Below are 13,483 nucleotides of genomic sequence, written 5' to 3'. Positions count from 1 at the left end.
ACTATACTCCGTAGAGCCGGAACGTGTCGCGGCCTGTGAGCTCGCGAACGGCCCCCAGATCAACCAGCCGATCGCAAAGCCGCCGTGCCGCGCGCGGCGGTAGAGGCAACTCAGCCGCTGCCACAGCATCGTGTGTTAAAAACATTTCCACGGCTGCCCCGGCTCCTTTGGCGCGGAGCTTCGGCGCAACCGCTTTCACATGTTCTGCCCGCCGCGTGAGATCGGCCGCGAGGCGTGTCGTCTCGACCGCCGAAGCCACGACGGCGCGATGACAGGCGAGGCGAAGGTCGTCACCCTGTTTGCGCAGGTCCGCGCGTTTTAGGCCCGGGGCCAGCAATGGTACGACATGTTTCCATCTGAGCGACTGAGCGAGGGATGCCTCCGCCAAAACCAACGCCGGCACATCGGCACGCGGCGCTTCCCTCAGCACCGTCTCCAGCACCGTCGCGGCCCGGGGGACGGGAGTCCCCTGCCCCGTATTTAGCCACGTCGCAATCTGGCCCGGCTCGAAGGTCGGCAGGGCGCGGCCGAGAGCCTTGACCGACACCGCGCGTTCAGTCGCACGCCGCCAAGACAAGTAGATCTCACCCGCCGGTCCGGGCAGGTCGCCGGGGCGCAGCAGATGGAGCAAGTCGCGCAGTTCCCTGACCCGGTCCGGACGGCCAGAGAACGTTACACAGGCCTCGGTTGCACGCAGCGTCAAGCGGTCCCGAATCAAGGCGTGGGGCACGTCCTCGCGTCCCAACACAAGGTGCAAGTGGCTCAGCGCCGCGCCCGACAAAAACGCAACATCTTCAAGGGTTTCAGAACGCACGGAGGTGACCCAGGGGGGCATCCGGGGTAGTGTATCGAGGTCGCTGATGTGATCCGGTCGGGCAAACGGCATATCCAAAGCCTACACCTGCGCGGCGCTTTATTCCAGATAATAGCAAGCCAACCGCCCCACCTTGCCGTCTTACTTTATGTCCAATAGATTTGCATTATCGGACGTCAAAAAATATGCTCGGCGACATGTCAGTGTCATTTTAGTTTCATGGCCGGACTCGCCCTAAATCAGCTCTCTCGCCCGCGAAATTTCCACTCCATCGGTGGACCGAGTTCTTGCTCAATCTCTGGACTCGCAGCACCAGAGACAATTTGTTCAACAGAAACATCATATCCAATTTCCTCTGGCGTTTATGGGTTCGCAAACGCATCGACCCGCGGTCCCACCACCGAAGATGGCAGAATCCACTCATGAACTGTGAGTCCACCTATGACGCAAGAATGGGTATCGCAACAATTCAACACCTTAGAGTCCGGCCATGAAGCAAGAACGACAGCAGAAAACATGTCGCCAGTCTCACAAATACTGACTCGGTAGAACAGGCGCGCTTCTGGTAAGCCATTGAAATTAAAAGAACCGCAGTCTCATGAATTCTGGCAATCCGACAATCACGCTATAAGGCGGAAATCGGGTCTTCATCGACGAGCATGACGAGAAAGTCTCCGCATCCAAAGGCAGCTCGGACAAACCTCGGCTGAAATGACCCGTCGCTATCAACGCAGACGGAGCTGCCTCCGGGTGAACCGCACGCTGGCGCATGTGGTCGCGGCGTTGATCAGATACCTTCTTTCTTCAACGCCGTCAAAGCTATCACATGACGCGGGAGATCACTGCGGGAACGCATGATATCCACGATGATGACCTCGTCGGGCTTGTCCAGAAAAATCAGAAAATGCTCCCCTGCCCTTACGAACCGCAGGTCATCGGCCGCGTCCACGACGACTGCGCAACTCCGGCTATGCGCCTGCCCGCTCAGAATCCCCTCACAGCGGAATAGCAGTTCTGCCTCGTAAAGTTCTGCTTGGCGCAGCCCAAAATTCTCGATCGTCCATCTGGCGATTTCGGCAATGCTGGCTTCGGCACGACGGGTCAGCCGGAAGGATCGGCTCATGAACGAACGCGCGCAGTCTCAAAGGCCCTACGGATCGCATCTTTGCCGCTGCCTTCCGCAAGATCACCCGTTTTAGCCTGCGCCAGACCTTCAAGTAGACCCTTCCGGATCCCGGCCAGCTGTGCTTCTTCCTGCTCGAGCAGCCTCAGGCCAGCGCGCATCGCTTCGCTCACATTCTGGTAGCGCCCGGACTTCACCAATGCTTGGACCAGATGGTCTTGGGTTTCGGTCAGGACAACGTTGCGTGTCACCATGGTACATATCTCCTTTATTGGCAATATATGCCAATGCGCGATTTTGATCAATGGAATTTGTTCTTGGTCTGCAAACAGCCCATGATGCAGCCTCTTCTCTCGTCGCTATCAAACGGTTGTTTATTGATGATATCCAAAATTCCAAAAGGCCTGTTTTTATGCCATTGATAGGCTGCGCGCGCGTCTCAACCGAGGATCACCCCCCCCCCCGCCCCAGTCGCATGCTCTGAAGACTGCGGGTTGCGTCGAGATATTTGAGGAGAGGGGTGGTTCGGTTGATTTGCCGATTTCAGCCGCTTTGATGAGATTGCGCACCAACTGCGTCATGCTGGGCGTAAAGGCTTCGCCAAGGCTGGTTAAAAAGATCGCCGGATCATGGCCGCCCAAATCAAACTGCGGACGGATTTCATGCAGATATTTCTGCGCACCACGCAAGCGTCCGCGTCCCCCAACCGGCACCGTGCGTTTATATGAACGACAACGGCGGCAGCGCCATTTTATTGATGAGCAAGCCCAGGATCTGCCCCCGTCCCTCTAACCATCTCGACCCCTCCGCGCAGCACAGTCTGGCTGCACCCTTGCAACCAAACATCGCAAAACACGGGGCCTTGAATCATCTGCAAGGCCCCGCCTCATCGCCCCTTAGTGCCCGCTGTGACCCGGTGCCGTGATCTTCACGCCGGGTGCGGGATAGCGCAGATCATGCGGGTTCTGTCCTTCCGCCGGGATCTCGATCCAGCGGGCAGATCCATCAGCACAGTCCTGCAGGACCGGGAAAAACACGTTGCTGCCCACGGGCAGCGCATCCGTCAGACGAGCGCTGAAGACGAACTCGTCATACCAGGCATCCGGCAGATCACCGCCGGCCCAGATGATCTCCGTCACACCTTCGGTCACCGGCACTCCGTGATAACTGTAAGTCGTCTCATAGGTGCTGGTCACAGTCTCCAGTTCCCAGCCTGCCTTGGGCATCGGCTTTACCGCAATCACGCCCTCAGGGATCTGAACCCGCAGCGTGTTGGTTGCCTGACCGTCGCAGCCGTGACCGATGCGCACGACCGCTTTGTACGTCGATCCTTGAGCCGCTTCACCCTTTTCAAGTGAGGCATGTGCAAAAGCTTCAGGCGCGCTAAGGCTCAGCGCGGTGATTGCAAAAAGAATAGCTTTCATGTTCGTTCTCCAGTCGGGCAGAATAAATTGTTGGATCGTATGCCCAGCCGATCCGGCACGCGCGGCAAACAGCCGGGCGCACTACCAAAAATTGGTAAATCGGTGAAAGACCTGATGCCGCACAAGGATGCCGATCTGCAGCAATTGGCAGATGGATTGCACCAGTGGTCAGGCTGCGATCAGATCAAGGAAGGGGGCGCACGAGGCTGGTGCGCGGCGGAGACAGGCGCACGGACAACCCGCAAATTGCCTGCCTCAAGCTGGTAGGCCGCGTATCCGGCATCGAGCGGCACAGACGCAACCCAATAGGTCAGCGCGGCCATTGCCAGCATGAAATTCAGACATTTCGGGCCTGAATGTTCTTCTTCATGCGTCGGTTGATCCTCGTGGATTTCGCCATCGGCGGTCATCCAGAGTTCTTTGGGGCCATCAGGCGTACAGAGCACAAGCTCCATGCCATCGGCACGCGCCGTGCGCATCAGCCCCTGAGGCACCGTGCCGGCCACCATCAACGCGACCAGGAGCAGGACACGCAGCATCGTGCCAGCGACATCCGCTTTGCGCTGGCTCAGCGATTTACCGACAGGGACAATGGACGCACGCAACAAGATGATTTCTCCGAACGCGCGATCTCTAATCCTCCACGGCGACCATCACAAGCGCATGAATTCCTCGCAGTCAGAAACGACAGTTCTGAAGGTGATCAATCGCCCTGCCTACTCCGGCAAGCTCGACCGGCTGGTCGAAACTGGATTAGATGGACAACGTCAGCAAATTATATTGGCCGGCCCCAGTATTTAGATTACTTCATTCCAATGCCTTGGCAAATGAGGTCAGTACTTGAAAAATCGATCAGTAATGGGCGGCGAGAATGTAGAGCCACGCTTCAATCTCAAGGCGGGCTGGTAAGCTTTTGTTGCGAAGCGATGTCCCGTAGATCCTTCTTCATCACCTTACCCATGGCATTTCGAGGGAGGCCGCTGACGGTGATCATCTCTTTGGGAAGTTTGAATTTAGCGAGCGATTGCGCAAGGACTTTGCTCAATGCACCCTGATCAAGGGTATGTCCCGGTGCTTCAACGATCATCGCAATCACGCGCTCTCCAAAGTCGGGATCAGGCAGGCCAATAACCGCACTTTCATAAACGTCAGGCTGGGCATCGATGATGGTCTCAATCTCTTTCGGGTAGATGTTTAATCCTCCTGAAATGATCAGATCCTTGGAGCGACCGACGATCGTTATGTAGCCGTCCTCGTCGATTTCACCCAGGTCACCGGTGCGGAAGTAACCGTCTTCGGTGAAGGCTTCAGCAGTTTTATCTTTGAGACCCCAATAGCCCTTAAACACATTCGGCCCTTTGACTTCGATCTCTCCGGTCGTCTCATTATCGGTGGTCTCGATACGGACATCCACACCTGGAAGTGGCAGGCCGACAGTCCCCGATTTGCGCGGCCCAGTGAGCGGATTTGAGGTGTTCATCGACGTTTCGGTCAATCCATAGCGTTCAAGGATCCGGTGGCCGGTTAAAGCTTCGAATGCTTCATGTGTCTGCGCAAGCAAGGGCGCGCTGCCGGAAATGAATAGACGCATGGATTGACTGACCTCTCGGTCGAAACCATCGCATGCCAACAGACGCGTATAGAAAGTCGGCACGCCCATCATCACCGTGGAGCGCGGCAGTGCGTTGATCACATGATCGGGGTCAAATTTTTGCAGATAGATCATCTGCGCCCCGGCCAGAATGCTGACGTTGCACGCCACGAACAGCCCGTGGCTATGGTAGACGGGCAGGGCGTGCAGCAAGGTATCGGCGTCTGAAAAACCCCACAGATTAACCAGCGTACGTGCGTTCGAGAGCAGATTATCATGGCTCAACATGGCCCCTTTGGGCCGGCCGGTCGTTCCGGACGTATAAAGGATCGCGGCGAGGTCATCGCCTGTGCGGTCGGTGATGCGCGTTTGGGGGTCACCTGCTGTTTGCCAGTCACCTGTGCCGTCAGGTGCCATCGTCAGGATTTTCAGCGTGGAGCCCGAAAGACCTTGGCGCAATTGATCCGCCCGAGAGGGATCGCAGAAGAGGACTGAGGCAGCACAATCCTTGAGAAAGAACGCGACCTCATGATCGGTATAGGCGATATTCAACGGCAGAAAAACAGCGCCTACGCGCAGGCAAGCGGCATATAATGCGAGCGATGTCGGGGATTTTTCGACCTGTGCTGCCACACGGTCACCGGGCCTGATGCCTAAGGCTGCCAGCATTCCCGCCAAGGCGGCTGTGATCTGAGCAAATGATCGGTGGGTCAGGACGGTGTCATCGGGCAGGTGCAAAAAGGCGTGGTCAGACGTTTCATGCCGCGCAAAAAGCGCGTCATAGAGGTGGTTCGCCATGGATCTACCGGCCCTTGAATTCAGGTTTGCGCTTTTCAGAGAAAGCAGCCCGGCCTTCGGCATAGTCCTCGCTTTGGAAGCAGGCCGCGACGGCCTTTTCAATGCTTTGCAGCGTGGACGGATCAGATTGCTCGCGCACGCCCTGGATCGCCATTTTCACCGCCTTCATTGTCAGCGGGGCATTTTGCGCGATCGTTCTAAGGTAGGCATCTGCGGCGTCATCAAATCTTTCGATCGGCAGAATGCGGTTGATCATCCCCATGCGCAGCGCCTCGTCAGCATCATACTGTCGGGCAGAATAGAAAATCTCTGCTGCATTTGCGGGCCCGACAGTATCGACGAGCGTTTTGATCCCGGCATATCTGTAGCCCAGACCTAACTTTGCGGCCGGCACCGCAAAGCGGGTATCGGAGGACGCAATGCGCAGATCGCACCCAAGGGCGGTGCCAAGTCCACCGCCCACGCACCACGTGCGGATAACGGCAACCGTGGGTTTCGAAAGGCCTGCGATCGCTTCACCGGCGGCTTTGCCTGCGGCATCATAGGTTTCAACCTGCTCGGGCGTATTGCGCTTTTCGGCAAATTCACTGATGTCCGCACCGGAGATGAAGGACGAGGTGCCCTCACCCCGCAGTGCCACGACGCGCACGTCGGTGTCGCGCTCGAACTGACTGATGATCCCCGGTATCTGTTGCCACATATTGAAGGTCACGGCGTTGCGGCGGCGAGGGTTGGAAAAGATCATCCAGCCGATACCATTCTCGACCCGTGCTATGACCTGCGGGGTGTAGCCGTCTGCTTCAGCAATCGGTGAGACATCGTTCATATTACTTTCCTTTCCCTTAAATCCGCCAGCTCGGCATCTGAAAGGCCAAGTTCCTTAAGAATTGCGTCACTATGCTGACCTGCATCCGGTGTTGCAGAGTGCATGACGGGTGTGGCCCCGGACAAAATAATAGGCTGACCCAGAACCTTCTGGGTGCCGCGCTTGGGATGTTCAACCTCCACCACCATTCCAAGCTCGGCAACCTGCGGATCTTCGAACACTGCATCAATTTTGTTGATGGGTCCACATGGGATGCCCGACGCGATCAACGCCTCGGTGAGATCCTTGCTGGTCCGGGTTCGGGTAATTTCGAACAAAAGAGCATTCAGTTCGTCACGATGCCGGAGCCGCAGGCGCCCGGTGGCAAAGCGTTCATGATCCGCAAGATCAGGCCTTCCGATGATGGTGCAAAAGTCCTGCCACATGCGGTTGCCGGTCACGGCGATGTTCATGCTGCCGTCAGATGTCGGGTAAACGCCCATCGGCACCGCCGTTGGATGGTTGTTTCCAGCCTGTCCCGGAACCTCGCCGTCAATGAGCCAGCGGGCGGCCTGAAAGTCGAGCATTGCCACTTGGGCCTGCAGCAAACTGGATTGCACCCATTGGCCGACGCCGGTGCGTTCGCGGTCCAGCAAAGCCATCAAAATGCCGGTCGCACAGAACATGCCTGCAGTCAGATCCGCGACAGGTATGCCGACACGCACCGGCCCTTGTCCCGGCAAGCCGGTGACCGACATCAACCCGCCCATACCTTGGGCGACCTGATCAAAGCCGGGACGTTCCGCATAGGGACCGGTTTGGCCGAAACCAGAAATCGACCCCAAAACCAGTTTGGGGTTGCGCGCATGCAGAGTCTCCCAATCCAGCCCCAGCCGCTTTTTGACACCGGGGCGGAAGTTTTCGACCAGAACGTCAGCCTTATCGACAAGGCACATCAGAATATCGCGCCCTTCGCTGCTTTTGAGGTCGAGCGTCAGGCTGCGTTTATTGCGGTGCAGGTTCTGAAAATCGGAACTGTCCCGATCAGCATAACCACTATTGTCTTCGGGGGGTTCGATCTTGATGACGTCGGCCCCCCAATCCGCGAACTGCTTGACGCATGTGGGACCAGAACGGATGCGCGTCAGGTCGAGGACAAAGAAACGATCAAGCGGGCCTGTGATGGTACCGGTCATGCCGCGTTCTCGACCGGTACGATCCGATCCTCCTGGATGGAAATCCAGACGGGGGCATCCATATCAAAGACCTGCTCGGCGGGTGCCGCTGCACGCAAGTTCATCTTGCGGCCATCCAGCGATAGCCCATAGTCCCATCGTTCACCCAGAAAAACACGCTCATCAATGCGCGCAGGCAAATGCAGTTCACCTTTTATCGGCATGGGTGTCGTGCCATTTCGCGAGCTTAGCTTCAGGTTTTGTGGCCGGACTGATGCAAGCACATTGCCGCTTCTTGCTTCGGTTGGGGGAATGCTGAAGCCTTCGAAATGCATGCCGCTTGCGTCTGCCTGTCCTTCTATCAAATTGGTCCGCCCGATAAACTCAGCCGCGAAGCGGGTCTTTGGCCGTGCATACAGTTGATAGGGGTCGTCGATCTGTTCGATCCTTCCGGCTCTGATAACCGCGACGCGATCAGAGATGGCCATCGCCTCTGACTGATCATGCGTTACGTAGACGGTCGTGATGCCAAATTCGGTATGCATGCGCTTGATCTCGGTCCGCATTTCTTCACGCAGGTTTGCATCGAGGTTCGACAAGGGTTCATCCAGCAGCATCACTTTGGGCTGCACGGCGACAGCGCGCGCCAGTGCCACACGCTGCTGCTGCCCCCCCGAAAGCTCGGAGGGATACCGTTCGGCCAGATGATCAAGCTGCACCACGCAAAGGATCTCTCTCACCCGTTTCTTGATCTGATCGGAGGGCAGCTTTTTCATGCGAAGACCAAAGCCCACATTCTGCGCCACCGTCATGTTCGGCCAGATCGCATAGCTTTGGAAAATCATCGACATGTCACGGTTTTCGGGCGCTACAACGCCTTTTGGCGACGAGATTTCGCGGCCATCAAGTTCAATGCGGCCTTCAGTCGGCGTGATGAAACCCGCGATCATCCGCAGTGTCGTCGTCTTGCCGCAGCCCGAGGGGCCCAGAAGGGAAAGGAATTCACCGTCCGCTAGTGTCAGCGAAATGTTGTCGGCTGCCCGGAAGCCGCCGTAGTCCTTCACCAGTCCGTCAAGTATCAGTTTGGTCATTTCAATTCCTTCTCAGCATGAAGTCGCGGCCAAGCAGGCGCATGCCGATTGCGACGACTGTCGAGGTCACGACAAGCAGCACGACCCCCATGGCAGCCAGTGTTTCGTAGTCGCCCTGTTCGCTCATATCGAGCGTCAGGATCGAGATGACGCGGTTCTCGTGGCTGGTCAGGAACATCGCCGTAGAAAGCTCGCGCGAGCAGATGACAAAGACCAGGATCCAGATTCCCAAGAGCGATTTCTTGAGCACGGGTGCCACCACTTCGACCAGGGCGCGAAGCCTTGAGCCGCCATGAATGCGCACCGCTTCCTCCAGTTCAGGATTAAGGCTGCGGATGCCGGACGCGCAGGACACAAAGGCGATCGGCAGGAACCGGGTGATGAACGCAAGGATGATGATCGCGCTTGAGCCATAGAGCGAGAAGGGCGGGCCAGCGAAAGCGGCATAGAAGCAAATCGCCAGAACGATGCCGGGCACGGCGACAGGTGCGACGGCCAGGAACGCGAGGGCGGGCGAATAGGGTATCAGTTTTCGGATCACCACATAGGCGGTCAGAAAGCCGAGTATGGCGCAGGCAGTGGCCGAGGTCAGGGCAAAGAAGACCGTGTTGATCATTGAATCCCGGACCGTCGCCTGTTCGAACAAGATCGCATAGTAATTGTCCAAAGTCAGGTTCGACAACGTCGGCGCCTTGGCCCAGGCGATCTGAAACGAGGTCGACAGCAAAATGCCAGCGGGCAGGACAACAGCCAGCAAGGTGATGGCGAGACCATGGGCCAGAAAAAGCCACTTCCAGCGGCCGACACGCATGGGCGTGCGCGCACCGCCCTTGCCGCTGACAGCCACGTGGCCACCGCGCAAAAGCAGCCGTTGGGCACCAAGCAAAAGCACGGTGATCAAGACCAGCGGGACAGAGAACGCCATGGCGAGTTCGATCTTTGACGGATACTCAAAAAACGTCGTCAGCTGGGTGGTTGCGACGTTGAAACGCGCGGGGATGGCAATCAGCGCGGGCGTTCCATACAGCGCTATCGTCTCGAGAAACACCAACATGATCGCGCCAAGGATTGCAGGCAGTGCGAGCGGCAAGGTGATGATCCAGGTGGTACGCATCGGGCCGGCACCATGGATTGCGGCGGCCTCCTCCATCTCAGAGGAGATGAGATCAAGTGCGGACGTAGCAAAGATGAATATCAGCGGGAAAACATTGAGAGCGATGACAAAGGCAAGGCCCCAAAGGCTGAAGATATTGACAAGAGGATCTTCCAGCCCGGTGAGCGATGTCCAGATCTGGTTGATCCACCCGGCGTTCGGACCGGCCAGAAGGATCCAGCCGATTGCGCCCAGAAACGGCGGCATGATGAACGCGCCCAGTGTCCCGAAGTAAAACAGGGATCGCCCCGGAATATCGGTGCGTGAGACGACCCACGCCATCGGCAGGGCCATGAAGACAGACATGACCACGGTCACAAATGCCAGCTGAATGGTGTGCCAATAGGCCGTAAGGTAACGACTGCGTGTCGCAACATCGACGAAGTTTTGGAGTGTGAAGCGACCCGTTTCCGGATCGCTGAAGCTTTCGATAAACAGACGCGTCATCGGATAGACGACCAGACCTACAAGAATTGCGGTTAACAAGCCGAAGATGACCAATGACCAGTCAAAGCTTGGTCTGCGCGACGCCAGGCGCCGACCATCTGTGTTCGTTATATCGGTCACAATCAGATTCCGAACGTGTCGCGAAACTTTTCGGAAAGCTCGGGGATGTCATTCACAATCTGGTCGGACGTTGCCGTGATAACCTTGATCTCATCAAGTGCTGGAACCCCTGGCTGCAGCGCGACACCCGACCTGATCGGTGTGCCGAACTGAACTGCAATCACTTCGTTAAATTCTTCTCCCAACAGAAACTCCGAGAATAGCTTTGCAGCATTCGGGTGAGGGGCATTCGCGAGAATTCCGCTTGGGGAGGTGATGATAACGGTCCCGTCTGTTGGATAGACGTTTGCAATCGGGTTCCCCTTGGATGCGGCCGAGAGCGAAGATGCAGCAGGGCCGGCACCAACGATGGTTTCGCCGGAGACCGTAGTAGTTGTGACGTCGATGGATGACCGCCCGATGTAGGGGTCTTGATCGAGCATCTTTTCAAAGAATTCATAGCCGTAAAGCTCTTCCATCTTTACACCCCAAATGCCCACGTATCCCGAGAAGCCAGGGTGCCCGATCGCGACTTTGCCTTTCCACTTTGGGTCAAGAAGGTCTGGCCAGTTCTTGGGTGCATCAGCTTCTGCCACGTCATCAGTGTTGTAAACGATACACATCGGGCCTGCCGTCGTGACGTGAAACATGTCGTCCGCATCGAGGTTCTGAAACTCGGGGAAAACTTCGTTCTTTCGGATCGGGGCATATTGCATCAGCAGATCGCGTGATTTCAGATCGAGGGCGTGGGCAATGCTGGACGTCGTAAGAACATCGCAGTTTGCAACGCCGGAATCGATGTCCTGATTAAGCCTTTGAAACGCAACACTTGCGGTCGAACGAACGACGTTCACCGTGATACCCGGAAACAGCTCCGTGAACTTCTGGCCGACAATCTCGGCGCTTTCCGATGCCAGAGGCACGACATACCACGTGATTTCCCCTTCGGATTTCGCGGCTTCATAAAGCTGCTGAATGGCATCTTGAGACATCGCAAATCTTGGTGCCAGCGCCGAGGCGGCAAGTCCGGTAACGACAAAAGTTCTTCTGTTGATCGACATGGTATTCCTCCCAGAATAGTTGTTTTGCAACGAAGCCTGACCCAATCGGATAATGGCCGTGTTGCGTGATGCCTGTGCTGCCGATCAAATGATCTTTGTCGTTCGACCGGGTCTTATGCGGTGTCTTTGATCTCCTTGTTGTGGGTCATGGTCGCGACAAGATCAGCATAGACCCTGCCACCCGACAGGATGTGATCACGCATTGCTGCCTGCGCTTCGGTCGGGTCACCCTTCTCGATGGCACTGACGACCTTGCCGTGTTCGATCCACGATCTCTCTACGCGCGAGCGCTGGTAAAGGCTGGACGTGTGGTAATAAGCGAGACGGCTGCGGGTCTGCCGGATCAGATCGGCGATATAAGTGTTGCGCGCCCCGGCATAGATCAGTCCATGGAACTGTCCGTTGAATTCAATATATCGCTTGCTGTCGTTGCTGTGAGCGGCATCTTCGCTTTCCGCATGAACTTTGATCAGTTGGTCCAGCTCTTCCTGCCGGATCCGTTGTGCCGCCAGAGCCGCAGCTTCGGATTCCAGACAGGCAAGCGTTTCCAACATGGCAACCGCTTCGTCTGCGCTGAGCTCACTTACCACCGCACCATGACGGGGGCGCATCTGGACCAAGCCGGTGGCTGCCAGTTGCATGATGGCCTCACGCGCGGGCGTTCGGGACACCTGAAACCTTTCAGAGAGCATTTTCTCGTCGATCAGGTCACCCGGGCGCAGTTTGCCACGGCTGATTTCCTTCTCGATCAATCCTCTCACTGTATCACTGGCACGGGCCATACGATTCTCCCCTTGGCTATATGTATACGTATTGATCTTATATGTATTCAAGCTAAATCTTTACGCGTACCGATAGGCAGCGTATTAAGCAGCACTATAACGCTACGAGATAACTTTCACTATGAGGAACAGCGCCATGAAAGCACGAGCGATACGTATACATAAGCATGGCGGTCCAGACGTGATGCAATTGGATGAGGTTGATCTTGCTGGCCCTGAACCCGGGCAGGTGCGTGTGAAGAACACCTGCATCGGTGTAAACTACGCCGATATCTACGAGCGCGAAGGCGACCATGGCGGCCCGCATTCTGCCAAGGAGATGCCGATCACGATGGGGCATATGGCCGTTGGCGTCATTGATGCGATTGGTGAAGGTGTGTCGGGCCGGCGAAACGGTGAACGTGTCGGTTATATTGGACCGGACAGCTATGCCGACTATACCAACGTTCAGGCTGCACGGCTTTTCAGCCTGCCTGATGCCGTGTCGGATCTTGTGGCAGGCGGATATCTGCTGCGCGGGCTGACCGCGGAATACCTGTTGCGACGGCTTTATAAGGTAGGGCCCGGAACGACAGCATTGGTTCACGCGGCGGCAGGCGGCATGGGGCTTATCCTGGGGGAATGGGGCAGCCTGCTTGGCGCGCGCATGATCGGGACGGTCAGCAGCCCGGAAAAGGCAGAGGTTGCGCGCGCGCACGGCTATGAGACGGTCATCAACTATTCCTCGGAAGATTTCGCGGTCCGCACACTGGCTGAAACAAATGGCACAGGTGCAGATGTGATCTATGACGGCGTGGGTAAAATGGCCTTCCTGAAGTCGCTCGACTGCATTCGACCGCGCGGTATGGTGATCAGCTACGGGACTGCCTCGGGCAACGTGGGCGAGTTCGACTTGCAGCGGCTGCACTCGAAGTCGATCATCGTAACCCGACCCACCTTGCGAAGCTGGATCGCGGACCCTGAGGAGGCGGCGCTCGCATCCAAAGCTTTATTCGATGTGCTGTCAGGCGGGGAAATTCAAACGCCCATCGGCAAGCAGTTCTCGCTTGATCAAGCGGTGGAGGCGCATCGCCATCTTGAAAGCCGCAGCGCCACTGCACCAATCGTACTTATTCCGTGA

At 56.9% G+C, this 13,483-nt stretch carries 14 protein-coding genes; 2 read left to right on the top strand and 12 right to left on the bottom strand.

Annotated features, from left to right (window positions below; translation table 11 throughout):
* Nucleotide 1 precedes the first annotated feature (1 nt).
* The 5 genes from GLP52_RS15950 to GLP52_RS15930 all read right to left on the bottom strand — a co-directional run bounded on the left by GLP52_RS15950 (nucleotide 2) and on the right by GLP52_RS15930 (nucleotide 3,969).
* The gene (locus tag GLP52_RS15950; RefSeq protein ID WP_237273707.1) at nucleotides 2-886 is read right to left on the bottom strand and encodes a DUF1403 family protein; all 885 of its coding nucleotides are present in this window, start codon (nucleotides 884-886) and stop codon (nucleotides 2-4) included.
* A 715-nt stretch (nucleotides 887-1,601) separates the two neighbouring features.
* Nucleotides 1,602-1,937: a type II toxin-antitoxin system RelE/ParE family toxin gene (locus tag GLP52_RS15945; protein WP_237273706.1), complete on the bottom strand. Its 336-nt coding sequence runs from the start codon at nucleotides 1,935-1,937 to the stop codon at nucleotides 1,602-1,604.
* Complete coding sequence (locus GLP52_RS15940) at nucleotides 1,934-2,191, bottom strand: type II toxin-antitoxin system ParD family antitoxin (protein ID WP_237273705.1); 258 nt, start codon at nucleotides 2,189-2,191, stop codon at nucleotides 1,934-1,936. The genes GLP52_RS15945 and GLP52_RS15940 overlap by 4 nt, the downstream gene beginning before the upstream one ends.
* Before the next feature lie 642 nt (nucleotides 2,192-2,833).
* Nucleotides 2,834-3,361 (bottom strand): YcnI family copper-binding membrane protein, encoded by a 528-nt coding sequence (locus GLP52_RS15935; RefSeq protein ID WP_237273704.1) that lies wholly within the window; start codon nucleotides 3,359-3,361, stop codon nucleotides 2,834-2,836.
* Between the two features lie 179 nt (nucleotides 3,362-3,540).
* Complete coding sequence (locus tag GLP52_RS15930; protein WP_237273703.1) at nucleotides 3,541-3,969, bottom strand: DUF2946 family protein; 429 nt, start codon at nucleotides 3,967-3,969, stop codon at nucleotides 3,541-3,543.
* Here GLP52_RS15930 and GLP52_RS15925 point away from each other — a divergent pair.
* A complete protein-coding gene (locus GLP52_RS15925; protein WP_237273702.1) occupies nucleotides 3,953-4,162 on the top strand; it encodes a hypothetical protein in 210 nt (69 codons plus the stop codon). The genes GLP52_RS15930 and GLP52_RS15925 overlap by 17 nt on opposite strands.
* Nucleotides 4,163-4,253: 91 nt before the next feature.
* On the opposite strand, the gene GLP52_RS15920 is transcribed toward GLP52_RS15925, so the two are convergent.
* The 7 genes from GLP52_RS15920 to GLP52_RS15890 all read right to left on the bottom strand — a co-directional run bounded on the left by GLP52_RS15920 (nucleotide 4,254) and on the right by GLP52_RS15890 (nucleotide 12,363).
* Nucleotides 4,254-5,750: an AMP-binding protein gene (locus tag GLP52_RS15920; protein WP_237273701.1), complete on the bottom strand. Its 1,497-nt coding sequence runs from the start codon at nucleotides 5,748-5,750 to the stop codon at nucleotides 4,254-4,256.
* Nucleotides 5,751-5,754: 4 nt separating this feature from the next.
* On the bottom strand, nucleotides 5,755-6,576 hold the full coding sequence (locus GLP52_RS15915; protein WP_237273700.1) for an enoyl-CoA hydratase: 822 nt from the start codon (nucleotides 6,574-6,576) through the stop codon (nucleotides 5,755-5,757).
* Entirely contained in the window at nucleotides 6,573-7,751 is a 1,179-nt protein-coding gene (locus GLP52_RS15910; RefSeq protein ID WP_237273699.1) for a CaiB/BaiF CoA transferase family protein, read from the bottom strand. The genes GLP52_RS15915 and GLP52_RS15910 overlap by 4 nt, the downstream gene beginning before the upstream one ends.
* Nucleotides 7,748-8,821: an ABC transporter ATP-binding protein gene (locus tag GLP52_RS15905; protein WP_237273698.1), complete on the bottom strand. Its 1,074-nt coding sequence runs from the start codon at nucleotides 8,819-8,821 to the stop codon at nucleotides 7,748-7,750. The genes GLP52_RS15910 and GLP52_RS15905 overlap by 4 nt, the downstream gene beginning before the upstream one ends.
* A gap of 1 nt (nucleotide 8,822) precedes the next feature.
* Nucleotides 8,823-10,541, bottom strand: coding sequence for an ABC transporter permease (locus tag GLP52_RS19620; protein ID WP_237273697.1), 1,719 nt, complete (start codon nucleotides 10,539-10,541; stop codon nucleotides 8,823-8,825).
* A gap of 2 nt (nucleotides 10,542-10,543) precedes the next feature.
* A complete protein-coding gene (locus GLP52_RS15895; protein WP_237273696.1) occupies nucleotides 10,544-11,581 on the bottom strand; it encodes an ABC transporter substrate-binding protein in 1,038 nt (345 codons plus the stop codon).
* Between the two features lie 113 nt (nucleotides 11,582-11,694).
* Nucleotides 11,695-12,363: a GntR family transcriptional regulator gene (locus GLP52_RS15890; protein WP_237273695.1), complete on the bottom strand. Its 669-nt coding sequence runs from the start codon at nucleotides 12,361-12,363 to the stop codon at nucleotides 11,695-11,697.
* A gap of 136 nt (nucleotides 12,364-12,499) precedes the next feature.
* Here GLP52_RS15890 and GLP52_RS15885 point away from each other — a divergent pair, with 136 nt between their 5' ends.
* A complete protein-coding gene (locus GLP52_RS15885) occupies nucleotides 12,500-13,483 on the top strand; it encodes a quinone oxidoreductase family protein (RefSeq protein ID WP_237273694.1) in 984 nt (327 codons plus the stop codon).

The organism is Sulfitobacter sp. M22 (assembly GCF_021736025.1).
Taxonomy (GTDB): Bacteria; Pseudomonadota; Alphaproteobacteria; order Rhodobacterales; family Rhodobacteraceae; genus Sulfitobacter; species Sulfitobacter litoralis.
The sequence above is the reverse complement of the archived record's forward strand: the minus strand, read 5'-3'. Positions and strand labels throughout refer to the sequence as shown.

Coding starts and splice junctions, on each gene's coding strand:
- GLP52_RS15950 (WP_237273707.1), bottom strand. CDS start 886: ATGCCGTTTGCCCGACCGGATCACATCAGCGACCTCGATACACTACCC.
- GLP52_RS15945 (WP_237273706.1), bottom strand. CDS start 1,937: ATGAGCCGATCCTTCCGGCTGACCCGTCGTGCCGAAGCCAGCATTGCC.
- GLP52_RS15940 (WP_237273705.1), bottom strand. CDS start 2,191: ATGGTGACACGCAACGTTGTCCTGACCGAAACCCAAGACCATCTGGTC.
- GLP52_RS15935 (WP_237273704.1), bottom strand. CDS start 3,361: ATGAAAGCTATTCTTTTTGCAATCACCGCGCTGAGCCTTAGCGCGCCT.
- GLP52_RS15925 (WP_237273702.1), top strand. CDS start 3,953: ATGGACGCACGCAACAAGATGATTTCTCCGAACGCGCGATCTCTAATC.
- GLP52_RS15920 (WP_237273701.1), bottom strand. CDS start 5,750: ATGGCGAACCACCTCTATGACGCGCTTTTTGCGCGGCATGAAACGTCT.
- GLP52_RS15915 (WP_237273700.1), bottom strand. CDS start 6,576: ATGAACGATGTCTCACCGATTGCTGAAGCAGACGGCTACACCCCGCAG.
- GLP52_RS15910 (WP_237273699.1), bottom strand. CDS start 7,751: ATGACCGGTACCATCACAGGCCCGCTTGATCGTTTCTTTGTCCTCGAC.
- GLP52_RS15905 (WP_237273698.1), bottom strand. CDS start 8,821: ATGACCAAACTGATACTTGACGGACTGGTGAAGGACTACGGCGGCTTC.
- GLP52_RS15895 (WP_237273696.1), bottom strand. CDS start 11,581: ATGTCGATCAACAGAAGAACTTTTGTCGTTACCGGACTTGCCGCCTCG.
- GLP52_RS15890 (WP_237273695.1), bottom strand. CDS start 12,363: ATGGCCCGTGCCAGTGATACAGTGAGAGGATTGATCGAGAAGGAAATC.
- GLP52_RS15885 (WP_237273694.1), top strand. CDS start 12,500: ATGAAAGCACGAGCGATACGTATACATAAGCATGGCGGTCCAGACGTG.